Below are 24,245 nucleotides of genomic sequence, written 5' to 3'. Positions count from 1 at the left end.
CGTGGCGAGGCAGGTATTATTTTTACCTTAGAAGGGGTTGAAATGCATATGCTAAAAATCGGACAGCGGGTATGGCAGGATCCAGTGTATTTTATTGCCTTTGGGTTTGGCAGTGGTTTGATGCCGGTGGCGCCCGGGACATGGGGCACAATAGCCGCTATCCCTGTCTATTTATTGCTCGCGGGAAATTCTTGGGGCATCTATGCATGTTGGACTCTTGCGGCTTTTTTATTAGGAGTGTTTGTAGCCGATAAAGTTTCCAGGGATTTAGGCGTGCATGATTATGCCGGCATTGTTTGGGATGAAGTGGTAGGGTATTTGTTGACCATGTTCCTTGCTCCACCCGGCATCGCCTGGACGATTATTGGTTTTGTCCTGTTTCGTATTTTCGATATTTGGAAACCTGAGCCCATACGGTTTGTTGATAAACACGTACGTGGCGGTTTGGGAATTATGCTCGATGATGTTTTGGCGGCTATTCCTGCCTTTATCGTTTTACAATTATTGGCTTGGGGTTTTGCGTGAACGACAATCATAAAGAATTGATAAGCATTGGTTTGACCATCAGTATTGTTTTACTGGCTTTGTTTATTATTCACCGTTTCATACCATCCATTTTATGGGCAGCCATCATTGCCATTGCTACTTATCCTTTATATCAGCGCTGGCGCCGGTTGTTTGGCTTAAAGCACAATCTGGCCGCTTTTTTATTTACATCGGTTTTATCTTTGTTGTTAATCATTCCCTTAAGCTGGCTTGTTACCGTATTGGTTAAGGAATTGCAGTTATTTATTAATTATTTGCAATTAATAAATCGTGAAGGGGGGCAAGCTCCAGCATTTATACGCGATTTTCCGTTTATAGGCCAAGATTTGGTAATTTATTGGAATGAAAATATTGGTCGTCCGGGCTATGTACGTAATTTTTTATCCAATCTTCATCTGTCGTTAACACCAGCCAGTTATTATATTAAGCAAATCGGAGTAGGGTTGGCGCATCGCGGGTTTCAACTAGGTTTTACGCTGTTGACTTTATTTTTCTTTTATCGTGACGGCGACAAAATATTCCAACAAATCAATCATATTGGTGAAACTTGTTTAGGCGGGCGGTGGTTTCGCTATGCGGATAGATTGCCCAATGCCTTACGCGCCACGGTAAACGGTACCATTGTGGTTGGTATTGGCGTAGGTATTTTAATGGGTGCGTGTTATGTTTTAGTAGGGTTTCCCGCACCAACCCTAACAGGTTTTATTACCGCATTTGCCGCCATGATTCCTTTCTTGGTGCCGATTGTGTTTGCAATCGTGGCGCTCATTTTATTGGCGAGCGGTAGTATGATTGCCGCCATTATTGTCATCGCATGGGGCACTTTTGTAATGTTTGTCGCTGATCATTTTGTTAAACCTGTACTCATAGGTGGTGCGATTGAATTGCCTTTCCTTGCCGTATTGTTTGGTATTTTGGGTGGTGTGGAGACTCTAGGTTTGCTTGGGTTATTTTTAGGTCCCATTGTCATGGTGTTATTTATGACATTGTGGTACGAATCTCAAGGCGTCGTGCATGCCCGTAGTGAATAAAAAGTATTTATATTGTGCAAACAATGTAAATATTATACAATATATTGTTGCACACTTGAATTTTTGCAAACCATACCAATTTACTGAATTAATTTATGTAAGGGGGTACGCAAGTGAATAAAAATTGGCCTACTAAAAATAAAGACATGCACATTGCACAACTTATTATGGAAGAGTATGCCAAAGAGCAAGAAACTCAAACATTGGGTTTGTTTGAATTGGTCATTGATCAGGGTGAAAAGCGAATGAATTTTCGCCTGGCTAATTGGGTCCTTGCTTTAGCCAAACAATTTAATTCCATGTATGGTGCTAACCAGGGTGATTTCGTGACGCGACAAGTTATCAGTTACTGCATTACCCAAGGACAAACCATTCACTAGACCGGCAGTTTAACGTCTAACTCATGGCTGCGGTTACATGAAGCTGGCAAACATTATTTTTGCATACCCGCCTCAGTATTCATTCTTCCTGAATTGCTTTGCCCCGGCCAGCTTAGCCTGAGGGCTATATTAAAACGCTTGTAAATACATGTTGTAATCTTTTTTGAAGTCAGGGCTATTTTGGTATTGCAATAAAGCCTGATTAATGGATTGCAGCAAAGGCATGTCATCTTTGCCAATGCCAATCCCCAAGCCTAAGCCATAAGGGATTGGTTCACCCAATATTTTTAAACTGCTATGAGCTTGCCAATATTGCGCGGAAGGCGCGTCAAGCAAGGCAAAATCAATATCTTCATTCGCTAAAGCTTCAATAATGTCTTCCTCATACTGAAAGGTTACCACTTCGGGATTATTAATTCCCATGTGGGTGATTTCGCTGGTAAACACGGTGCCCGCTTCCACGCCAATCCGTTTATTGTTTAGAGTCTTGATGCTGAATTCTTGTCCGTTTAATTTACTCGTATCCCCCATAAATAAAGCTTTGCTGGGCAAGTAAGGTAATGAAAAATTAACTAGGGCGGCGCGTTCGGCAGTAATGCCGATAGAGCCCACCGCCACATCTGCTTCCTTGTTCACCACTGCATTGAGGAGTTGGTTAAAACTCATTACGCGAAACTGGCATTCTCGCTCTAATATTTTACATATTGCATTCATCATTGCCACGTCGAATCCAAATAATTGCTCATGCGCTCCCTGCATGACGAATGGGGGTGAAAACCGGTTAAGCGCCACGCGCAAAGGAGGGTTTTGGGCGAAAGAAACGGTACAAGCCAGAGCAGTGAGAAGAAAAATGATAAGTTTGAGTTGTTTCATGCAATTACCTTTTCAAAGCAGGACAAAAATGATTATTGCTTTCAGTATATATATAATCCATTGACTTTGTAATTAACACCTGTAGTGTAATTTATAAAATCCAAACAGATACGATGAAGAAGTGCTTTATTCTTGCTGAGATATAGTATGTAGTATATTGAATATCCACTCGCTCATTCTGGATTCTGAACGTTTAAATGACAATTTATAAATCTGCAAACTTCTTTGCTGTAAAAGATAATTTATTTTATAAATACTTTGCCGATCTGCTGCATCCATTGCTTCCTGTTGCAAAACACCTCCTTTATGTGAGTAACTATGCTTGTCGGCAGGTGGCTAATTTACAAGCTTTACTGCAAGAAGATGATTGCAGCATGGCTTTTGCCAAAAAAGATTATGAGAAATTACTAACCGTTGTTTCCTTGGATTTGCCGCATCATGCATTTGCAAGCCAAATCCGACAATTTCGCCATCGTCAATTATTGCGTTTATTTTTGCGTGAATTGGCAAATTTAGCTACTACGCAGCAGACTATGGCTGCATGGTCAGACTGCGCTGATACGCTTATCCTGTATACCTTAACTTACTGTAAGCAGCAGTTATCCCATAAATATGGCACGCCCAGGCATGAAAACGGCGATGAAGCAGAACTTTATATTTTGGCCATGGGAAAATTGGGGGGGCGGGAACTTAATTTTTCTTCCGATGTGGATTTAATTTTTGCTTTTTCTGCAGCAGGATGCACAGACGGTGCTGAAAGGATTAGTAACCAGCAATATTACACTAAGGTGGCCCAGCTATTTACCCAATTGATGCAAACCATGACTGCAGATGGCTTTGTCTTTCGTATCGATTTACGCTTGCGCCCAAACGGGGATAGTGGGCCGCTAGTACAAAGCCTGGAAGCTCTTGAAACTTACTATCAGGAGCAAGGCCGGGATTGGGAACGTTACGCTATGGTGAAAGCCAGACTCATTGGCCAGCAAAAGGTTTGGTTTACTCGCCTAATCAAACCGTTTGTCTATCGGCGTTATGTTGATTTCAGCGTGATTGAATCGTTGCGCAGCATGAAGGCCATGATCGAGAGAGAAGTGCAGCTTAATTCCATGCTTGATGACATTAAGCGCGGCCGTGGCGGTATTCGTGAAATTGAATTCATTATCCAATGTTTTCAATTAATTCGCGGCGGGCGGTTACCGCAAATTCAAAAAGAAAATGCTCTGGAAGCACTGCAAGCGTTAAAACAGGAGAGGTTGCTCGCTCATACAGATGTTTTGCAGCAAGCTTATTTATTTTTAAGACAATTGGAAAACACATTACAAATACATGGCGATCAACAAACTCATTCTCTCCCGCAAGATGAGCTGGTGCGTATGCAAATAGCCATGGCGATGAGTTATGAGCGTTGGGAAGATTTGCTTGAGAAATTGCAGCAATATCGGCGCATTGTCAGCCACGCATTCCATGGTGTGCTTGGGAAAGCAGACGTATATGAAAATGAAAAGCGTCTCTTGTTTAATCAATTAACCAGTTTGTGGCAAGGTCATGTGGAACCAGGTATGGCTGTTAATTTGCTTGCAAGTTTAGGGTTTAAGGAAGCGGAGCGTTGCTATCAAATTATTTATGCTTTCCGGCATGCGCCGCGCTGTCGCAGATTGTCGCAAGCCAGCCGTTTGCGTTTAGACCGCTTTATGGTTTTGCTGCTAAGCGAATTAGCTAAATTACAAAATACAGATGCCGTTTTATTGCAAGTTATCCGCTTGCTTGAAAGCATCGTCTCACGGAGTGCCTATTTGGCCTTGTTGGCTGAAAAGCCGAATGTATTGCAAGAATTGCTGCATTGGTTTGCCACCAGCCCCTTTATTACATCCCTCTTAGTCGAGCAACCTTTTTTATTGGAGGTATTAGTCGATCAAGATGACAGCTGGCAGCCTGCAAACAAGGAAGAATTACGAAAATCTTTGCAGGCACGCTTGACGCATTGTGTCGGACGTGAAGAATACAATGAAATTTTGCGTCAATTTAAACTCATGTGCTGGTTGTTGGCAGCCCGCTCAGAATTATCCGGGCATTGTGATTCAGTGCGAATTGGCCGTTTTTTAGCGGATGTTGCCGAAGTAATCATCAATGAAGTATTGGCCAATGCCTGTACTGCTCTGGCAGAACGCTATCCCGAAATTGAAAAAATTAAATCCAATTTTGCCATCATTGCTTATGGAAAATTAGGTAGTCAAGAGATGAATTATGATTCGGATGTGGATTTGGTCTTCTTACATGCAGCCGAGCGCGCAGAGGAAAGTCTTGTCACCCGTTTAACCCAAAAAATATTGCATATGCTGACCATGCGTGCCCAGGCAGGTGTCTTGTATGCTGTGGATACGCGTCTACGTCCTTCAGGCGCGAGTGGGCTTTTGGTGAGCCACATCGATGCTTTCATTCAATATCAATACCACAGTGCCTGGACTTGGGAGCACCAAGCTTTGTTGCGGGCGCGCATTTTATATGGAAATACGCAGCTGCACACCGCATTTAATCAATTAAAAAAAGATGTTTTATTTTTGCCTAGAGATAGGGCGATACTGGCAAAAGATATAAAAGAAATGCGGCTAAAGATTAGCAAAAACAATGAGGACAAGGTAAAGCCCGCAGCAGGGGAACTCATTGATCTAGAATTTTTGATTCAATTTTTAATGTTAGCTTACCCGGCAGAAGAGTTTGTTTTCTGCACACACAACCTGGAGCAATTAACTAAACTTTATAGGCAAAAAATATTAAGCAAGCTGCAATTTACACAATTGGCCAAGGCATACAATGATTGCCATCAAATTTTGCATTTTTATTTGTTGCAACCAAATTTCCTAAGCGTTGCGAAATTTCCTAAACAGATAAAAGAAATTAGTGAGGAATTTTTGCTCAACAAGTAATTGCTTTATGATTGCTATATTTGTGTAATTTTATTACACTATGGTTAGTGGATTTTACCTGAGTTGATTATGCCGACACCGACCGCTTCGATTGAGAAATCCAGAAACGTTAATTATGCCGGGCTGTTTGTTTTAATAGAAAAAATAAAAAAACATGGCGATGTGTTGAAGACCGAAGGCGATGATGACAAAGCCAGAGCTTTATGTGATTTGGCATCTGATTTGGAACAAACCGTTGAAAAATATCGATTTAAACCAATAACCAAAGGTACAAAAAAAGAATTGTTGGCAGACATTGACCTTGACATCAGAATTCATTTACAAAACTCTCCGATAATAACAAAACATCGTCATTGGTCGACTTGGATAGGCTTGCTGATTGCTAATACAGCTTTTGCCTTAGTAACCGGTATAATTATTGGACCTATGGTTAAATGGTGGTTCACAGGATCCCCTTGGTTTTGGGCCAAAACCACTTCAGAAAAATTAATTGATGCCGTAAAAGAAGAAGTTCTCGAGCTAAACCAGCTAAGTTGTCTACCCTCGGAAGTGAATGAATTGATTGGCTCTTTTGCTGATGCACCATCTTGTCTTAATTTGGCACTGACTTCTCATCAGGCGCAGAATGTATTGCGTGTTTTAACCACTAAAAAAAATGAATATAAAGAATTTTCAGAAAAAGCCAAAGAATTCACGGCCGCCATTACAACGATGCAAACTAGTTCTTTTGTTTTCAAGCTAAAACAAGCTAAGGAAACATTTCAACAATTGGAACCTGAGATAAAGAAAAACTGGCACTGGGTAAAGGGTAAAGATGCCCTCGCTATAGCGCGCTATTATGCACAATTTATAGATGCCGATGCCGAGACTTTTTTTTGGACAAAAATAGCAGCAGACAAGAGAGTCCCGATGGCCTTATTCAACATGGGTACGTATCATAATGAGGGCCGTAGAACAGCTGTAAAATCAGTGGAAATCGCAGCGGATTATTTCCTGAGAATTGCGGATACAAAAGATGAAGAAGCGGCAGTGGCACTTAGGAAGTATTTGCAAAGGAACCAGGAGGTGGCCAAGGTCATGCAGCAAAAATCCACTGCCGAAGAAGATACGAAGCCAAGTTCTTACAGTTTACGATAATTTCGCTGCACAACTGCCGTACAAATTTTATGGCTTAAACTCCGCGTATAAATCATAAGCATCGCTAGCGGTGATGATGACATTTCTAAATGTACCGGTTTTTGCATCCGGATGATGCGGTAGAAAAACCAGCCCGTCAATTTCAGGTGCATCGCTGACACTGCGTGCAACGACGTGTTCTTTGGTAATTTCATCAATCAATACAGTTTGTTCTGTGCCGACTTTAGCTGCCAATTTTTTGCGGCTGATTTCAGCCTGGACTTGCATGAAACGGTGATAGCGCTCTTCTTTCACTTCTGCCGGTACAGGATTAGCCAATTCATTGGCCTTGGCGCCTTCTACAGGTGAGTATTGAAAGCAGCCTACCCGATCCAGCTGGGCGTCTTGCAAAAATTGCAACAATTCTGCAAATTCTTCTTCAGTTTCACCTGGAAAACCCACTATAAAAGTTGAGCGTATGGTGAGGTCAGGACAAATTTCCCGCCAGGAAGCAATGCGCGCCAATGTATTTTCACTGCTGGCCGGACGCTTCATGGCTTTCAGCACTCTGGAATTTGCATGCTGTAGGGGAATATCCAAATAAGGCAAAATTAAACCATCGCGCATCAAAGGGATGATTTCATCGACATGCGGATAAGGATAAACATAATGCAAGCGCACCCAGATTCCAAGTTCGCCCAGTTGCTCGCATAAATCATAAAAACGTGTATTAATCGTTTTATTTTGCCAGCTAACGGCTTCATAACGCGTATCTACACCATAGGCGCTGGTATCTTGCGAAATAACTAAAATTTCTTTTACCCCCGCATCCTTTAAGCGTTTTGCCTCACTTAAAACTTGGGTAATAGGGTAGCTTTGCAATTTTCCGCGCATGCTGGGAATAATGCAAAATGTGCACTTTTGGTTGCAACCTTCTGAGATTTTAAGATAGGCATAATGTCTGGGTGTCAGTTTAATCCCTTGCGGTGGGATGAGTTGGGTGAAGGGATCAACTGGGGGCGGTAAGTGGCGATGCACGGCGCGTACTACTTCTTCATAGGCATGAGCACCGCTGATGTGCAGCACATCCGGGCATGCTTCGCGAATTTTATCAGCTTTTGCACCGAGGCAGCCGGTTACAATAACCCGACCATTTTCAGCCATAGCTTCCTGTATCGTATCCAATGACTCTTGTACTGCTGAGTCAATGAAACCACAAGTATTAATAACCACAACCCCGGCATCCTGATAACTGGACACAAGTTCGTAACCTTGTGCGCGCAGTTGGGTGATGATGCGTTCTGAGTCCACCAATGCTTTGGGGCAACCTAAACTGACAAATCCTATTTTATGGTTCATTGTTATTCAAATCGTGGTAAAAAAGCTTGCAGATTATACAAGTTTAACTTTCCGAAGACAAAATTTTCTTAAGTTCTATGAAAAAGCTTTTTGCCGTTATTTCCCCTACGATCCTCGCATTGATTATTTCGTCGCCTCTTGCATCAAAAAAAAGAAAAGTGGGGGGAGCCACTACATTGAAGTGTTTTAACAAGGCTTGCGCATCGTGATCATTGGCGGTGAGATCAATCTTCACCAGCGCAAATTTATTAAGAACTTTGAGTACATGTGGGTCTTGTAAGGTTGTCGCGGCAATCACCTTACAAGCACTACACCAGTCTGCATAAAAATCAAGGATAACCGGTTTTCCTTTTGCAGCTGCCAAAGCTTGTTGCACTTCCGCTATATTTTTGGCCACGGGATAGGAAAGTTGTACTTTGTGTTCGCTATTTTTCATTAAGGGTAATAATGGGTTTGTATTCCCCTGACTTGCGCCGATGAGAATAAGTAAACCATACCCTAAAAACATGATCCCCAAACCCTGGGCAAATCGGGCAGAATTGCTGCGTGCCGGGGTTAAGGCACCCATGTAAATTCCAGAAAATACCAATAACCCGGACCACAACAGCATGGTATAAATGGCAGGCAATACCCGTTCCATTAAATAAATTGCAAGCGCGATCAATAAAATGCCAAAAAATGATTTTACGGTATTCATCCAATGCCCGGCTTTTGGCAATAATTTACCGGCGGAAAGACCAATTAATAATAGAGGTAAACCCATGCCTAGGCCCAGAAAAAATAAAGCGAGGGTGCCAAAGACAATATTACCGGTATGGGCAATATAGCTGAGCGCCCCGATTAAAGGAGCTGTCACACAAGGGGATAGAATCAAGGTAGACAGGCAGCCCATCAGAGCAGCCGTCAGGTAATGCCCGCCTTCTTGGCTGCGGGTAACGCTTGCCAGCTTGTTTTGCCAGGATAAGGGCAAGCGTAAATCATAAAAATTGAACATCGATAAGGCGAGCGCTACAAAAAATAGACTAAATAGCGTAATGATTACAGGAGATTGCATGAAAATTTGCAAGTTTTGTCCCATAAGCGCCACGATGGCTCCTACCACAGCATAGGTAAATGCCATGCTCAATACATAACTTAACGACAGTAAAAATGCTTTCCGGGTCGATAAACCAGGTCCGTGACCAACAATAATCCCGGACAGGACAGGGAGCATGGGCAAGACGCAAGGAGTAAAGGCTAACAATAAACCAAACCCTAAAAATCCGAGCATGATAAAGGGCATATTATTGGTAGATAAAATTTGCTCTGCTTTATTTTCAGGTTTCTTCTGAGTAAGCGGTGCGCTATCCACCATCGCTTCAGCTTGTTGCAGGGCAAGGTCGGTATTTAGGGTAAGTTTAATTTTTTTACTTTGCGGTGGATAACAAAATCCGTTATCGGCGCAGCCTTGAAAATGGACATGTAATATAGATTCCCCTGGCTGCCTGCCAAGGATTGGCACAGACAACAAGACTTTTTCACGATATATGGCATAAGTGCGGCCAAGTTTGTCGGTCTTTTTTAATGCGCGCGGAAAAATGACTCTGCCAAGAGAATAAGTGCTGTTTGTTTCATCGAGCAGTTTGATGCGGTCCTTATATAAAAAATATCCAGGTTTTATTTCCCAGGATAAAAGCAGAGTATTCGGATCGGCAACTTTTGCTGCCAAGGTAAAAATATCTGCAGCTTTGGGGGGGGCGGTATACCCCAGCAGCGGTATGAGCAGTAAAATGGATGCCAGATATTTTTTCATGATGATAAAAGCAAATTAATCATTATTTGACCATTGTAATCAGGAACGCGTGTCAATTCCACCACTCATGGTTTGTTTGCGATAAACTTTCGGCACAAATAATTTTTTGAATTGGACGCCGGAATTGCAATAGCAAACATTTTTTTTATCTTACCCCTTGAAAGATGCTTCACTGCCCCCATATGCCTGTCATCAGCGTTGCCAACCAATCAGATTGGTGCGCGAATAAGTCAGAATGTGTTCTGAAAAATAATCTGGTAATCATTAACAGGAGAAACAAGCATGAGTATGAAGATTCGTCCTTTACACGATCGTGTGGTTGTTCGCCGTCTGGAAGAGGAGCTTAAAACAGCAGGCGGTATCGTAATTCCGGACAGTGCGAAAGAAAAACCTATGCGGGGCGAAGTGATCGCTGTTGGGACAGGCAAGCCTTTAGACAGTGGTGATGTGCGTGCTTTGGCTGTAAAAGTAGGTGATGAAGTATTATTCGGCAAATATTCTGGTACAGAAATCAAGATTAATGGTCAAGAACTGGTCGTGATGCGCGAAGATGACATCATGGGTGTTGTTGAGAAGTAATTATATCGTTAAGGAGATATACAATGGCTAAAGAATTACGTTTTGGTGACCAAGCTCGTCAACAAATGCTTGCTGGTGTAAACGCATTAGCAAATGCAGTGCAAGTAACTATGGGTCCACGCGGTCGCAATGTGGTATTGGAGAAATCTTACGGTGCTCCTACAGTAACCAAAGATGGTGTATCCGTTGCTAAAGAAATCGATTTTGAAAACCGATTCGAAAACATGGGCGCGCAAATGGTTCGTGAAGTAGCTTCTAAAACTTCCGACACCGCAGGTGATGGTACAACCACCGCTACTGTATTGGCTCGTGCTATTTTGGTTGAGGGCCACAAAGCCGTTGCTGCTGGCATGAATCCAATGGATTTAAAGCGCGGCATCGACAAAGCTGTTATTGCAATCACCAAAGAATTGCAAGCTATGTCTACCCCTTGCAAAGACAGCAAGGCAATTGCCCAGGTGGGTACTGTTTCTGCCAATGATGATGCAGCAATCGGCTCAATCATTGCGGAAGCAATGGAAAAAGTAGGTAAAGAAGGTGTTATTACAGTTGAAGACGGTAATGGCTTGGAGAATGAATTATCCGTGGTCGAAGGTATGCAATTTGATCGTGGCTACATTTCTCCTTACTTCGTCAACAACCAACAAAACATGTCAGCCGAACTGGAAAACCCATTTATTCTGTTGGTCGACAAAAAAATCTCCAGCATTCGCGATATGCTTTCCGTATTAGAAGGTGTTGCCAAGTCTGGCCGTCCTTTGTTGATCATTGCTGAAGACGTTGAAGGCGAAGCTTTGGCTACCCTGGTTGTTAACAACATGCGTGGCATAGTAAAAGTTTGCGCAGTCAAAGCACCTGGTTTCGGTGATCGTCGTAAAGCCATGCTGCAAGATATTGCCATTCTGACTGGCGGTGAAGTCATTTCTGAAGAAGTAGGCAAGAGCTTAGAAGGCGCTACATTAGAAGATTTAGGTGTTGCCAAGCGCGTTGTTGTTACCAAAGAAAATACCACCATCATTGATGGTGAAGGTAAAGCGAAAGACATCACCGATCGCATTGCGCAAATTCGTGCTCAAATGGAAGAAACTACTTCTGACTATGATCGCGAAAAATTGCAAGAGCGTGTGGCCAAATTGGCTGGCGGTGTTGCTGTGATTAAAGTCGGTGCTGCTACCGAAGTTGAAATGAAAGAGAAAAAAGCTCGCGTTGAAGACGCTCTGCATGCTACCCGTGCTGCGGTTGAGGAAGGGGTAGTAGCTGGCGGTGGCGTTGCTTTAATCCGTGCGCAAAAAGCTCTGCAAGGTTTGAAAGGTGACAACCCAGATCAAAATATGGGCATCGACATTCTGCGCCGTGCTATCGAATCACCTTTGCGTCAGATCGTAACCAATGCAGGTTATGAAGCTTCTGTAATCGTGAACAAAATTGCCGAGAACAAAGGCAACTTTGGTTTCAATGCGGCAACCGGCGAATACGGCGATATGGTGGAAATGGGTATTCTTGATCCAACCAAGGTGACCCGTACAGCTCTGCAAAATGCAGCTTCAGTTGCCAGCTTAATGCTGACCACAGAGTGCATGATTGCTGAATTGCCTAAGAAAGAAGAAGCTGGTGCTGCTGATATGGGCGGCATGGGTGGCATGGGTGGTATGGGCGGCATGATGTAAGCTCTATCCCCGTGATAAAAAAACCCGCTTTAAGCGGGTTTTTTTATGTTTGCAAAATACTAAGAACACGATTTATAGGTGGGCTATCGCTTAAACTAAACTGCACGCTTTTTCTTGTTCCCATTCTTGCAAGGGAGATAAGTGTGGATGTTGCATGGCAGTCACAGGTAAATAAAATGTTTGTTCTAAAAGAAATTGCCCGCTTAATGCTGCATGAGAGACATGATCAGTAAAGGTGAGCCAAGTGCTGTAAGGGGGGAAGTCGAAGCGAAATTTGGGAGTCGATTGCTGATAATCATCATCCAGCTTCATCTGATCATGCAAATGAAGCATATAGTGATCGTAAGGAGAGCGCAGGGTCTTAGTGGCTTTGATGAATTTTAATAATCTGGAATAAGTTGCACTGAAGGGAGGAATTGTGGCGACAAATTTGTTTAAAACTTGCCTAAAGGGTTCGCCTAAATGCCATACGCGCGGCTCGCCATAAGGATTAATATTACAAAACACGCGGAAAATTCTTAACCCATTTACCGGAGTTGAGGGAAAAGCATCCACATGCAAGCGGGTATCATCTTTCCGCTTAGAACTTTTGCGGCCCCGGATTTCTGCCGGGCGGTAACTGGTTCTGCCCCAAATCAAATCGCGTTGATATTGCGGTAACAAATGCGCCACCAACTCATGGGCAAATTCTGCAAAGCGGTGCATAAATTTCTGCATAACAGGGGAGGTAGAAGATGTTTGTTTGCTGACGCCTGCCAAGCGTTGACTGCAGTAATCATAGCTGATGTTTTTATGTTTCGGATCCAATATGGATTCTGATAATATGTCTTGTTCTTGTTCGCCCGCGGTGGGGATAAATGCATAATGTGGAAAATAAACTACCTTGCCCGCTTCAAGCGATTGCATTGCCTGTTGCTTCATTGCATGCTGAATACTAGATAAGGCATTGATTTCTAGAGTGTAAAACCGCTCATCCATTCTCATCTCTCATAACAAAACATATCCATTTTAACTGATTTTTTCATTTTTGAAACAATATGTGTTCCAGCATATAAGAATTTTTCTGGAAAATTGAAACCCTTTTTGCTTTGTGCAAGTTAGTTATTGAATTATTTCATTTTTCAACTATTCTTAGGAACATTACTTAGGAAAAGGAGTCGGTATGAAGGAGTTAATAGATAAATTATCCATCATTTTAGCAGACACTTACGCACTTTATCTTAAAACGCAAAACTATCATTGGCATGTTAAAGGCCCTCAATTCAAGTCTTTACACGAATTATTTGAGATGCAATACCAGGAATTGGCGGAAGCGGTGGATCAAATGGCTGAAAGGATTTTAATTAAAGGGAGTAATGCTCCTGCAACGTTTAAAGAATTCGAACGCTTAAAAAGCATCAAAGATGGCGATTCAAATTTGAATTCAAATGAAATGGTGAGCGAATTAGCAGCAGATCATGATACTTTGGTTAAGGATTTGGATAAAGCGATGGAAATGGCGCAAAAACACAACGATGAAGGAACCGTAAATTTATTGGCTAATCGCATTGAATCTCACGAAAAAGCGCGCTGGATGTTAAGAGCATCCTGTGAAAAACGTTAGTTACGCCAAGTGATGCCACAAAAAAATACTTTTATATCGGCGTTTTCACTGCAAACAACAAGGAGAACATAATGGCTAATAATGATTCTAATAATGTGGTGTCGGTAGTGGCGATCATCGTCATTGTATTAGTTGCGGCGATCGTTTTGTATTATGTTTTTGGTGGCCCGGTCACGACTAGTGTCCCCGCAACGACTACAGAAACTACCGTACAATTGCCGCCTGCTGAGACCACAACAACTACCCCAGCCCCTGGCACCACCACGAACACAGATGCCACACCAGATACCAGCACCCCGGCTAATACAAATACTGAAGCTGGAACTGCCGGTACTGGAACAAGCGGGGCCGGCTCACAATAAGTAGTTTAAAGCATAATTTATTAATAGTTCGCCAGTGTTGGATAACCCAGGTGCAGTTTTCTTTCTCACTTACTCTTTTTCTGAGTGCCGCCTTGTTGTTTGTTATCCAACCCATGGTGGCCAAAGTTCTTTTGCCAGTTTACGGTGGGACTCCCGCCGTATGGACAGTATGTATGTTGTTTTTCCAGGCGCTCTTGCTTTTGGCCTACGCATACGCCTGGTTTTTAAGTCGTTTGCAGCATCCGCATAGCTGGAAAATAATTCATTTTAGCGTTTGTTTTTTAAGCCTTTTGTTCCTGCCAGTTCAATTTACTGCGCTTGCAAATGCAGATTTTCCTGAACGCGCAATTCTTGTACAGATAACGTTCCAGCTTGGCTTACCACTCTTGGTTGTAGCGGCTTCTGCGCCTTTATTGCAGTATACATTTAGTCAAATTAAAAGCAAAAGAAGACGTGATCCATATTTTTTATATGCAGCGAGTAACAGCGGCAGTTTATTGGCTTTACTTTGTTATCCCTGGCTAATTGAACGGTTCTTCAAGATCAGTGGGCAGTTTTATTACTGGAATGGTTTTTATGTGATTTATATGATTTTCTTGTGGAGTTTATTGTTTTATTTTCCTTACCAACCGCATATCGTCCGTTATAAAGAGCAAACTGCCTTGAGTTGGAAAAGGAGATTACGCTGGATATTTTTGAGTTTTATTCCTTGCAGTTTGATGTTGGGAGTGACTTTTTATATCACCACAGATGTAGCCGCCACCCCCTTGTTGTGGGTTATCCCACTCGCACTTTATTTATTATCTTATGTATTAACGTTTGCGCAGAAAAAAATCATTTCTCATGCATGGATTATTAAAAACGCGATATTCTTTTTAATTTTTCCTGTTTTAGGTTTTGTACTTGGTATTCATAAAATTCCGGCATGGCAAAGCATTTTAGTGCACTTGGCCAATTTTTTTGTGTTTGCGCTGCTCTGTCATGGTGAGTTGGCTGAAACGCGCCCCTCTCCCATCCATTTAACAAGTTTTTATTTCTGTATAGCGGTGGGAGGTGTGCTGGCAGGTATTTTTAATGGTTTGCTGGCGCCTGTTTTATTTAATGGCGCTTATGAATATCCCCTGATTTTGCTTTTATCCTTACTAGCCATTCCTGCCAGGGAAAAAACAAGCGACTGGCTATTGCCGGTGCTTATCTTATCCCTATTGCTAATAAATTTTTTTCTTCCAGCACAGCAGTGGCTTAAATGGGTAAAATCATCGCATGTCATTGAGGTCGTGGCATTGGCTGCAGCATTTATTTTTTCTAAAAATCAACGTACGCTTTTACTGTGCCTGGCTCTCTTGCTTATCTTTATTTTTATTGCCGGCCAAAAATCTACTAAGTTACTGGCGCAACAGAGAAATTTTTATGGGATAAAGGAAGTGCATGCGCAACCGGGCGCACACGTGCTAATGAGCCAAAGTACCTTACATGGTTTCCAACTTTTAAATGATCCAAATTCGCGAGAGGGTATTCAAGCTTATTATGGCGCTGTTTTGCCGGTAATTAGGGAAATGCAGCGCAAATCCTTAAGTCTTTCTGCGGTTGTTATTGGATTGGGGACAGGCATTATGGTTTGCCAGTTTCGCGAAAGAGATAAATTAACTATGGTTGAAATCGACGCCCAGGTTATGCAAATTGCCCAAGATCCAACCTTGTTTACCTACCTTCGCGATTGTAATTCGCAGTTGACGCTCCTGCGTAGCGATGGTCGTTTGGCGCTCAAAGAAATGAAGCGTGCTTCTCTGGATTTACTGGTCATCGATGCATTTACTTCTGATGCCATACCGGTGCATCTATTGAGTACAGAAGCCTTTTCATCGTATCGCAGTAGATTAAAGCGGCACGGAGTGATACTCGTTAACATCAGCAACCGGCATTTAAGGATTTTACCTATAGTGGCAGCTGCAGGCCGGCAGCTTGAAATGATCGTTTTGCACTTACAGCATCCAGGAGATCCCCGGTTGGGGCAGGTGGCTTCAGAATGGGCTTTGCTGACATTTGATACGACGCTCGCGTTTGATTTATTAAAAAAAGAATGGCGGTTTGTAGAGGAACCAGAAAACGTCACCTGGACTGATGATTATTCAACTATTCTTCCCTTGCTGAAGTTCTAATCTTTAATGCATACAAAAGGATAACACTATATAATGCGGTTTTAATGATTTTATTTAAATCTAATGGCTTTACATGTAGTCAGTGTGTTGAATTGCTTTTGTGACTATTTGCAAGAAAATAGTCAGCATTCTTTGCAGGAATTTACTCATAAATATCCAAATTTAACCATTGATTATAAAGAATTTCTCACCACTGGCATCAATAGCAATGTCGAAATCAAGAATGCTGCTGAACGTGTGCTGTCCTCGCTTGGTGTCTCTCGTCTTTATTGGGGACGTTTTCTTAATACTCCCATAAAGGTATATGATTTTTTAGTTGAATTGAGTGAATTAATTGAAGATCATCCCCAAAATGCAGCAATACAGGAATTATTGTATAGGGTTGATGAGGGCGATATTGGCAAGAAAATTAAGATAGGGACAGGGGTTGTACTGGCTGTGCTCGGTTTTTCTGCGCTCTCGCCTTTTTTATTAAGCGGTTTTACTGCAATACAACAGCTCTTGATCATGGGCGTGTTTTTCCCCAGCGCTGGAATCCTGTACACTTTAGCATCCGGCAGCTATCTTTTTTTTCAAAGTTTGTTCAACCCAAAATTATCAGCACGGGATTTTTTTCAAGACAATTTTTTTCTTTTTGTAAGCTCGGTAGTTAATATTGCTGCTTATGGAATTGTTATTGGTACGGCAGCTACTTTGTCACCTGTGACTTCCTTTTTATTTATTTTATCTTCCTTAATCCGCGTGCTGAAAGAAATAGTGAGCGCGGTACAATTTTTACGGGAATGGAAAAAAAATAATGACATAAGTGAAATGGACCCACTGGCAAGCCAACAGCAAGGAATACGCTTGGCATACGAATACACAAAACATCGTAATAAAATCATTATTAATTTAGTAACAGCAATAGCAGCTACCGGAGTGGTTGCAACTTGGTGCTTTATACCAGCAGGTATACTGCCAGGCTTATTAGGATTGATGGCTCTGGGGTTGGTTTATTTAGCAAGTTCAGTGGCCCAAACCTTGCAAGAAAACTTGATGCGCGATAAGCTTGAGCAGCAATTCACGACTTTAGAAAGTCAATTCCCTGAGCCAAATTTGGAGCATGAATTAAAAGATGAAGCAGTTGATCTGCCGCATCTGCAAGAATTCAAACCAACAATTCCTGGCATCATTCATGCCAATAAAGCAAATAAAATAGGCTTTTTCTTTAAAAAATCTGCAGAAATTATCTCTTCTTCCAATTCACCCAGTGACACTTTTCTAGATTCTCCCTCTTACACCAGCTAAAAGATCCAAGGGCCCCCTATATAATTGTAAGCAAAGATTAGACAGAAGCTAAATTTCCTTTGCATTCAAGCCAGGCTTTGCGATCACTTGCGCGTTTTTTTGCTAACATCATATCCATTATTGCAAAGGTTGATGCTTCATCTTCCAGGGTTAGTTGCACCAAGCGCCTGGTATTGGGATCCATGGTCGTTTCGCGCAGCTGTAAGGGATTCATTTCACCTAAACCCTTGAAACGTTGGACATTAGGTTTTATCTTGCCTTTGCTTAACTGTGCAATTACTTTGTCTTTTTCTTCATCATCGAGAGCATAATGCACTGCTTTCCCAGCGTCTATACGATAAAGTGGGGGCATGGCGACAAAGATGTGTCCCGCTTTGACCAAAGGTTTAAAATGCCTAAGAAAAAGGGCGCAAATCAAGGTGGCAATGTGAGCGCCATCAGAATCTGCATCCGCTAGAATGCAGATTTTTCCATAACGCAAGCCGTTTAAATCATCACTGCCTGGATCAACACCAATTGCTACGGAAATGTCATGGATTTCTTGTGAAGCAAGCACTTGCGAGGAGTCAACTTCCCATGCATTCAATATTTTGCCCCGCAAAGGTAGAATGGCTTGATAATCTTTATTGCGAGCTTGTTTGGCAGAGCCACCGGCTGAGTCGCCTTCTACTAAAAATAACTCCGCTTGGCTTAAATCTTGTTGCAGACAATCAGCTAATTTACCTGGCAATGCGGGTCCTTGCTGCACGCGTTTACGAGCCACTTGTTTGGATTGCCGCAGACGCTTTTGCGCCCGCTCAATCGCTAGAACTGCAATCGCCTCTCCTTGCGTTCGATGTTCATTCAGCCAAAGTGCGAAAGAGTCTTTGATGATGTTGCTTACAAAACTTGCAATTTGCCGTGAACTCAGTCTTTCTTTGGTTTGCCCGGCAAATTGGGGCTCTTTCATTTTAATTGATAAAACATATTGACAAGGTTCCCATAAATCATCGGCTGCTAATTTTATGCCGCGGGGGAGTAAATTACGTAATTCACAAAATGCAGCCAATGCTTCAAAAAGACCGGAGCGCAAACCATTGACGTGGGTACCACCTTGAATGGTAGGGATTAAATTGACATAGCTTTCATTTACCAGCGTGGCAGCAGCAGGTGTCCAGACGAGTGCCCAATCCACCGTAGCTTCTTCGCTCGTGAATTCGCCACAAAATGGTTCTTCCGGAAGATAGTCAGCGGCTAAAGATTGGTTTAAATAATTGACCAATCCTTTTTCATAGCACCAGTTTATTTCTTCATGAGTCAATTTATTGATGAATGTCATGGACAAGCCAGGACAAAGTACTGCTTTAGCGCGTAGGGAATGGGTTAATTGTTTGATTGAAATCCGGGTAGTATCAAAATACGTTGTGTTGGGCCAAAAACGAATTATGGTGCCAGTATCCCGTTTTTTTGTTGTGCCGGTTTCAATTAGTTCGCTTTGTTTGTGCCCATTGGCGAAAGACATTTGATAAACAATCCCATTGCGTTTGATGGTGACTTCAAGGCGTTGCGATAAAGCGTTCACCACGGATACCCCGACACCATGCAATCCGCCGGAAAACGTATAGCTTTTATTGGAAAATTTACCGCCCGCATGCAAACGGGTCATGATCACCTCAACGCCGCTCAACCCTAACTGTGGATGGATATCAACCGGCATGCCGCGGCCATTATCTTCAACTTCGACAGAACCGTCTTCATGCAGGGTAACCATAATGTGACTTGCGAAGCCTGCGAGAACTTCATCCACACTATTATCAATCACTTCCTGCGCCAAATGATTTGGGCGGGTGGTATCCGTATACATGCCGGGACGACGTTGAACAGGTTCAAGGCCATTTAGGACTTCAATTGCTTCGGCAGTATAGTGTTCAGACATATGGCTAAAACTCAATCAATAAATTGCTGCCAGTTTACCATGAAAAAGAAGTATTTTAGTAGGTTAACCGCGAATAAAAAGGTCAAAAAATAACCATATTGGTGGTTTGTTATTTATATTGGCATGACTTTAAAGAATTTATCAATGCAAAGCCATTATCCTTGCCTGCTTGAAATGAAATGGATGATTTTTGTTCATCTTATCAAAGGGTTCTTTCACAAGGTTTTTAATAAGCTACTCACAGAGTTATGCACAGAATTTGTGGATAAGCTCTAACTTGCTTGAGAATGCCGATGGCTCATAAGTGCTTGTAGTTATTGGGCTTTATTACTTTTGGAATAGGGTTGGTAAGAGGGAGAAGAGGAAATATATAAAAGATATCCACAGGAAAGCTGAGGATCTTTTTTTAGAGAAATGCGCATCTTAGCAAGATAAATTTCTAAAAAAAAGACTTGACGAACAACTTTATTTTTATAAATAGTTTGCTTGAATTTGGCTGTAATTATAATTATTTACAATGTGTTTATAAAATAACTTTTGTAAATTATTAATCCTATGTTAAGATAAGTTGTGTATTTTCTGTATTCGGTCAAAAATCTCCAATGATGCAAAGAAACAGTACCTCACCATTTTTTGCTATCAACTTAAGTTGGTGTACGGTTGCATCTGTAATTCCTTCGTTTTTCGCCACCATTATTATCAGCATTATTCGCCTGTCTTAACGGTGAGCGGATTCTACGCCCGTTAAGGCAGGGCGATCTCTCAAAGACCATGCTCGCTCAATGCGTCTTCGCTAGTCTTCTAACCGTAATGAGAGATGAATCATGTTAATGCCTTTAAAAAATAAAAAAATGTTTGCCTACCCGATTTTAGTCATCAGCCTGGCGGCTTGCTTCTTATTTTATAAATACGTCTTACAAATTTTTCCGAGCATCATCACGGCACCTTTAATGAAACAATTTCACTTAACGGGTGCAGGGCTCGGAAGTTTGGCTGCAACCTTTTATTATTCTTATATGGTTACGCAGTTATTGGTAGGCATTCTTCTCGATAAATACAGCACGCAGCGCCTGACTTCAATGGCAATTTTTTGCTGTGCGCTTGGTGTTATCCTATTTTCCAGGGCAGAAACTCTTTTTGTTGCCAGCGTGTCGCGGGCACTGATGGGTGTTGGCGTTGCGTTTGCTACCGTTTCTTATATGAAACTTGCAGCAAACTGGTTTGCTGCAAAGCACTATGCTTTGGTAAGCGGTCTTTTGGCAACTGCTGCAATGGCTGGCGCTGTATTTGGGCAGGCGCCGTTAGCCTGGCTGGTGGAGCATTGGGGATGGCGTCAATGTTTATCTGGTGTTGGCATTATAGGTTTGGCTTTAGCTTGTCTTTTTTTTCTAATCGTACGCGATGCGCCCGGTACGAGCAGGAAACAAGATAAGGTTGCTTCGATTTCAATTAAAGATTTAATTGCAGTTTTAAAGAATAAGCAAAATTGGTTACTGACCTTATATAGTGGTTTTGCTTTCTCGCCAGTAGCTGTATTTGGTGGGTTGTGGGGCAATCCATTTTTGGAACAAGCTTATCAGTTAAGCAAAACGCAAGCAGCTTCGCTGACTTCGTTGGTATTTGTAGGTTTGGGGTTAGGAAGTCCAATTCTTGGGGCCCTCTCCGATCGGCTTGGGAATAGACGTTATGTGATGTTGATTAGTACGCTGGGATCAACTGTAGCGCTGAGCTTGCTGTTATATTGCAATACATGGTCTATTCAGATTTTGAGCCTATTGTTATTTTTCTTTGGTTTTGGATTGGGAGCATTCATGCTGGTTTTTGCCATGGGAAAAGAAATGAATCCGCTAGCCCTTACCGCCACAGTTATTGCAATGTTTAATACCAGCGATGCGATTTTTGATGCACTGACTGAACCGCTGATAGGGAAAGTTTTAGATGTGCAGTGGGATGGCCGTATGGTGGATGGCATCCAGCAATTTTCCCTCCCAAGCTATCATTTGGCCTTATCATTATTGCCAATTTATTTATTGATTGGAACGATTTTATTGTATTGGGTGAAAGAACCGAAACAGCATTCGTTTCACTGATACGCTTACCTGTCCCTAATAGCAAGTTATGGTTTCTGGATAATTAACTTGCTATTAGGTTTGCTTGTTGCATCGATGCTGGTATGGGTGTGCAGCTAGATTTGCCTTGGATTTTAAAATGCACACTTTTATCAGCAAGTAAGCTGGTGCGTGCTTAACACGTCGCAACTTCAATAATTAACACGGGTTATACGGTTCAGTTTTAGGCATAGATAATATGTTCTATATTTTTTCATTATGTTTTCCGGTATGCCTTGGTATAATGCAAACATTATTTGCCTGGACCACGATTTCTCATGCCTTTTAATCCCTTTATCCACGGTACTTCCTCGCAAACCTTAAGCATGATGCAGCATACTGATTTTCAGCTTATGCCCATCGTTGCAATGTTAAATAATTTTAAAGTAGCTCCGATGGTAGGGGAACTGACGCAAGGGGGATTTTCCATCATAGGTCATGGCTCCAATCTTGATACCATTACTGGAGCCCCAGCCTTCGGCCGTATTGAGCATACTCATTATGATCTTGATAAAGTGGTTGGAAATTATGCTAAAAATCCCAATGACACAAATTTGCAGGTTTGTCAGGAATACTTCAAAAATTTTCTAAAATCCACACATAAATCAGCATTTAGCGATTTAAATTTACTCATGATTTATCTGGTCCGGTTACGGCAGTTTGGCGTAAACATAACAGACGTAGTCCCCGCAGATGAAATAAACACATTGAGAGAGCGTTTGCACGCTACCGTACAATTTTATTATTTTTTAATGTGCGTGCAAAAACATATCTATATCCATGGGGCGGCAATAGATGAGTTTAAAAAGGAAAATGATTTGCAGGGTGACTATGCAGCGGGCGACTACATAGAACATTTCTTTTCTTTTGAGGCTTTTTTGGAAAAGCTTAAGAAAACGCAATTTAATATGGAGGAAATTTATAATTCACCATCATTTGAGAATATCAACAAACTCTTGGACTTTATTAAAATCCCTAAAGGTTATCAGGAAAAAATTAAAAGAAATCCTTGCGGGGAGGATAATTTTGCAGCCAAACGTGATTATCATTTTTTTAGCTCGCAAAAACCTGAATCAGGGGAAGTGTTTTATGAAGAAATAGGGGGGTATTTATTTACTAATCACCCATCTTATTCTTTCGCATATTATCTTGAAAGGTATTACCAAAGCTACATGCGTGCCCAAAGCAAGGCTGAAGTATTGTTAAATGTTTTTCCTGATTTTGAGAATTTTCACAGCAAAGTATTGTCTCATATAGAAGCATTGCAAAATAGAATTGCATTATGTAAGGCATTATTGGATGCTCGTGACGAAGAATTCATTCGTTACGATGAGCAAGATGAATTAATTGCCAAGCCGTTTCCAGTAGTATTTGTCACTGAAGCAAAGACCATAGAAGAATTTGAGAATGAGTACAGAAGTCGCGTGCCCCTTAAACTGGGCAAGGAAATGCAATTATTAGCTACCGATAATAAAGAAAATCAGAAAAGATTACGTGATTATTTGCAAAAAAACCATGTAGGCCCTGCAGAGGTACTTCTTTTTGACGATTTATATGCACTTCGCTCTAAGCCTGAGCATTACTTTGATGCATTGGTGAATGATGTTTGGGGTATGGCATTTGAATTAGCTAAAAAACAAAATTGTATGAATGGATTTTGTAAATTATACCGCACGTTCGCCGAGTTAAACGAAAAGCGCTATCGATTTAAAACGACGAATAAGGAAGTTTATGGCAAACTCAATGAATTGTTTATAGCTTTACAGCAAACCATTTTAACGCCAGATAAAAATAAAATTGATTTTAAAGGAATACAGAATACCCTGCAGCGGCATAGGCAGGAAAATTACATTCTTTACGCCACTCACCGCGGGATATTAGGGTATATTGATACGTTACTAACCATTCTTGCCAGTTTAGTGATATTTTATCCAATCACTTATGTGGTGCAAAAAAGCATGAACATAGCGCATACTTTTTTTGCAACGGATACAGAGAAAAAAATTAATAATTCCATTCTTGCTGTTGATGAAATTTTGGATGAAACGGCAGTTCTTGGGTGAATTTAATTGCTTGAGTAACAAATACTCAGTGATCATTTAAGGATCATTTAAGTAAAGCATAGCCTGCGTCTAGCCAACCTTGCGAGCCAGTCTGTAAAGAATAGACATTTTGATAGCCCATGTTTTGTAAACTATTGGCAACCAGGGCGCAACGGAAGCCGCCGCTGCAATACACAACAATTTCGGCGAGCGGATCTGGAATTTTCTTTTCAATATCACGTTCGATAATCCCTTTACTCAAGTGAATAGCATTAGGAATATGGCCAGTTTGCCACTCGTTGTCTTCCCGCACATCGATGAGATGAAAGGATTCTTGGTTGTCTATTTTTTTCTTAAGCGTGGCGGGAGTTATTTCTTTAATGCGCCCCTTGGCTTCATTTACTATTTTTAAAAATTGCGGAGAATGCTGTTTCATAGTTCATCCTTAAATGATGAAATCCTCATGCTTTGCGGCATGATCTTCGCATGAGGATTTTCTTCC

General features: G+C 41.7%; 19 protein-coding genes. 13 read left to right on the top strand and 6 right to left on the bottom strand.

Features of this window, described 5'->3' with window-relative positions:
- Positions 1–42 precede the first annotated feature (42 nt).
- The 3 genes from NKV53_RS01340 to NKV53_RS01330 all read left to right on the top strand — a co-directional run bounded on the left by NKV53_RS01340 (position 43) and on the right by NKV53_RS01330 (position 1,957).
- On the top strand, positions 43–525 hold the full coding sequence (locus NKV53_RS01340; protein ID WP_127057284.1) for a phosphatidylglycerophosphatase A: 483 nt from the start codon (positions 43–45) through the stop codon (positions 523–525).
- Entirely contained in the window at positions 522–1,577 is a 1,056-nt protein-coding gene (locus NKV53_RS01335; RefSeq protein WP_127032677.1) for an AI-2E family transporter, read from the top strand. The genes NKV53_RS01340 and NKV53_RS01335 overlap by 4 nt, the downstream gene beginning before the upstream one ends.
- Before the next feature lie 113 nt (positions 1,578–1,690).
- Entirely contained in the window at positions 1,691–1,957 is a 267-nt protein-coding gene (locus NKV53_RS01330; RefSeq protein ID WP_126953620.1) for a hypothetical protein, read from the top strand.
- Between the two features lie 129 nt (positions 1,958–2,086).
- Here NKV53_RS01330 and NKV53_RS01325 read toward each other — a convergent pair whose 3' ends face one another.
- Entirely contained in the window at positions 2,087–2,830 is a 744-nt protein-coding gene (locus NKV53_RS01325; protein WP_127032678.1) for a transporter substrate-binding domain-containing protein, read from the bottom strand.
- A 197-nt stretch (positions 2,831–3,027) separates the two neighbouring features.
- Between NKV53_RS01325 and glnE the strand changes: the two genes are divergently transcribed.
- Positions 3,028–5,754: a bifunctional [glutamate--ammonia ligase]-adenylyl-L-tyrosine phosphorylase/[glutamate--ammonia-ligase] adenylyltransferase gene (gene glnE, locus NKV53_RS01320; RefSeq protein WP_127057285.1), complete on the top strand. Its 2,727-nt coding sequence runs from the start codon at positions 3,028–3,030 to the stop codon at positions 5,752–5,754.
- Between the two features lie 69 nt (positions 5,755–5,823).
- On the top strand, positions 5,824–6,891 hold the full coding sequence (locus tag NKV53_RS01315; protein WP_127057286.1) for a hypothetical protein: 1,068 nt from the start codon (positions 5,824–5,826) through the stop codon (positions 6,889–6,891).
- Between the two features lie 27 nt (positions 6,892–6,918).
- Here NKV53_RS01315 and rimO read toward each other — a convergent pair whose 3' ends face one another.
- Together rimO and dsbD are read right to left on the bottom strand one after the other, a co-directional pair.
- Complete coding sequence (rimO, locus tag NKV53_RS01310) at positions 6,919–8,229, bottom strand: 30S ribosomal protein S12 methylthiotransferase RimO (protein ID WP_127057287.1); 1,311 nt, start codon at positions 8,227–8,229, stop codon at positions 6,919–6,921.
- 43 nt (positions 8,230–8,272) lie between these two features.
- Entirely contained in the window at positions 8,273–10,021 is a 1,749-nt protein-coding gene (gene dsbD / locus NKV53_RS01305) for a protein-disulfide reductase DsbD (RefSeq protein WP_127057288.1), read from the bottom strand.
- A 288-nt stretch (positions 10,022–10,309) separates the two neighbouring features.
- Here dsbD and groES point away from each other — a divergent pair, with 288 nt between their 5' ends.
- Entirely contained in the window at positions 10,310–10,600 is a 291-nt protein-coding gene (groES, locus tag NKV53_RS01300; RefSeq protein ID WP_126953675.1) for a co-chaperone GroES, read from the top strand.
- Between the two features lie 23 nt (positions 10,601–10,623).
- Positions 10,624–12,267 carry a chaperonin GroEL gene (groL, locus tag NKV53_RS01295; RefSeq protein ID WP_126953626.1) on the top strand — a complete coding sequence of 548 codons (1,644 nt, stop codon included), beginning with the start codon at positions 10,624–10,626 and terminating at the stop codon, positions 12,265–12,267.
- Positions 12,268–12,357: 90 nt separating this feature from the next.
- Here groL and NKV53_RS01290 read toward each other — a convergent pair whose 3' ends face one another.
- Positions 12,358–13,245, bottom strand: a complete 888-nt coding sequence (locus tag NKV53_RS01290) for a Kdo hydroxylase family protein (protein WP_253350570.1) — start codon at positions 13,243–13,245, stop codon at positions 12,358–12,360.
- A gap of 184 nt (positions 13,246–13,429) precedes the next feature.
- On the opposite strand from NKV53_RS01290, the gene NKV53_RS01285 reads away from it, so the two are divergent.
- From NKV53_RS01285 to NKV53_RS01270, 4 genes are all read left to right on the top strand, one after another.
- Positions 13,430–13,870 (top strand): Dps family protein, encoded by a 441-nt coding sequence (locus NKV53_RS01285; RefSeq protein WP_126953628.1) that lies wholly within the window; start codon positions 13,430–13,432, stop codon positions 13,868–13,870.
- Positions 13,871–13,941: 71 nt separating this feature from the next.
- On the top strand, positions 13,942–14,232 hold the full coding sequence (locus tag NKV53_RS01280; protein ID WP_126953629.1) for a hypothetical protein: 291 nt from the start codon (positions 13,942–13,944) through the stop codon (positions 14,230–14,232).
- Positions 14,233–14,282: 50 nt separating this feature from the next.
- Entirely contained in the window at positions 14,283–16,391 is a 2,109-nt protein-coding gene (locus NKV53_RS01275) for a fused MFS/spermidine synthase (protein ID WP_253350568.1), read from the top strand.
- Positions 16,392–16,454: 63 nt separating this feature from the next.
- A complete protein-coding gene (locus NKV53_RS01270) occupies positions 16,455–17,678 on the top strand; it encodes a hypothetical protein (protein ID WP_126953631.1) in 1,224 nt (407 codons plus the stop codon).
- Positions 17,679–17,715: 37 nt separating this feature from the next.
- On the opposite strand, the gene parE is transcribed toward NKV53_RS01270, so the two are convergent.
- Positions 17,716–19,593, bottom strand: a complete 1,878-nt coding sequence (gene parE, locus NKV53_RS01265; RefSeq protein WP_126953632.1) for a DNA topoisomerase IV subunit B — start codon at positions 19,591–19,593, stop codon at positions 17,716–17,718.
- 824 nt (positions 19,594–20,417) lie between these two features.
- Here parE and NKV53_RS01260 point away from each other — a divergent pair.
- Together NKV53_RS01260 and NKV53_RS01255 are read left to right on the top strand one after the other, a co-directional pair.
- A complete protein-coding gene (locus tag NKV53_RS01260; RefSeq protein WP_233579725.1) occupies positions 20,418–21,683 on the top strand; it encodes an MFS transporter in 1,266 nt (421 codons plus the stop codon).
- 296 nt (positions 21,684–21,979) lie between these two features.
- Entirely contained in the window at positions 21,980–23,764 is a 1,785-nt protein-coding gene (locus NKV53_RS01255; RefSeq protein ID WP_127032792.1) for a hypothetical protein, read from the top strand.
- A 43-nt stretch (positions 23,765–23,807) separates the two neighbouring features.
- Here the strand turns inward: NKV53_RS01255 and NKV53_RS01250 are convergent, their stop codons facing one another.
- Positions 23,808–24,179, bottom strand: coding sequence for a rhodanese-like domain-containing protein (locus NKV53_RS01250; RefSeq protein ID WP_126953634.1), 372 nt, complete (start codon positions 24,177–24,179; stop codon positions 23,808–23,810).
- Positions 24,180–24,245 lie beyond the last annotated feature (66 nt).

The sequence above is a fragment of the Legionella sp. 27cVA30 genome (genome assembly GCF_024160945.1).
In the GTDB taxonomy this organism is placed as follows: Bacteria; Pseudomonadota; Gammaproteobacteria; order Legionellales; family Legionellaceae; genus Legionella_A; species Legionella_A septentrionalis.
Note: the sequence above shows the minus strand (reverse complement) of the source record. Positions and strands in the feature narration are given on the sequence as shown.

Coding starts and splice junctions, on each gene's coding strand:
- NKV53_RS01340 (WP_127057284.1), top strand. CDS start 43: ATGCATATGCTAAAAATCGGACAGCGGGTATGGCAGGATCCAGTGTAT.
- NKV53_RS01325 (WP_127032678.1), bottom strand. CDS start 2,830: ATGAAACAACTCAAACTTATCATTTTTCTTCTCACTGCTCTGGCTTGT.
- glnE (WP_127057285.1), top strand. CDS start 3,028: ATGACAATTTATAAATCTGCAAACTTCTTTGCTGTAAAAGATAATTTA.
- NKV53_RS01315 (WP_127057286.1), top strand. CDS start 5,824: ATGCCGACACCGACCGCTTCGATTGAGAAATCCAGAAACGTTAATTAT.
- rimO (WP_127057287.1), bottom strand. CDS start 8,229: ATGAACCATAAAATAGGATTTGTCAGTTTAGGTTGCCCCAAAGCATTG.
- dsbD (WP_127057288.1), bottom strand. CDS start 10,021: ATGAAAAAATATCTGGCATCCATTTTACTGCTCATACCGCTGCTGGGG.
- groES (WP_126953675.1), top strand. CDS start 10,310: ATGAAGATTCGTCCTTTACACGATCGTGTGGTTGTTCGCCGTCTGGAA.
- groL (WP_126953626.1), top strand. CDS start 10,624: ATGGCTAAAGAATTACGTTTTGGTGACCAAGCTCGTCAACAAATGCTT.
- NKV53_RS01290 (WP_253350570.1), bottom strand. CDS start 13,245: ATGGATGAGCGGTTTTACACTCTAGAAATCAATGCCTTATCTAGTATT.
- NKV53_RS01285 (WP_126953628.1), top strand. CDS start 13,430: ATGAAGGAGTTAATAGATAAATTATCCATCATTTTAGCAGACACTTAC.
- NKV53_RS01280 (WP_126953629.1), top strand. CDS start 13,942: ATGGCTAATAATGATTCTAATAATGTGGTGTCGGTAGTGGCGATCATC.
- NKV53_RS01270 (WP_126953631.1), top strand. CDS start 16,455: ATGGCTTTACATGTAGTCAGTGTGTTGAATTGCTTTTGTGACTATTTG.
- parE (WP_126953632.1), bottom strand. CDS start 19,593: ATGTCTGAACACTATACTGCCGAAGCAATTGAAGTCCTAAATGGCCTT.
- NKV53_RS01260 (WP_233579725.1), top strand. CDS start 20,418: ATGTTAATGCCTTTAAAAAATAAAAAAATGTTTGCCTACCCGATTTTA.
- NKV53_RS01255 (WP_127032792.1), top strand. CDS start 21,980: ATGCCTTTTAATCCCTTTATCCACGGTACTTCCTCGCAAACCTTAAGC.
- NKV53_RS01250 (WP_126953634.1), bottom strand. CDS start 24,179: ATGAAACAGCATTCTCCGCAATTTTTAAAAATAGTAAATGAAGCCAAG.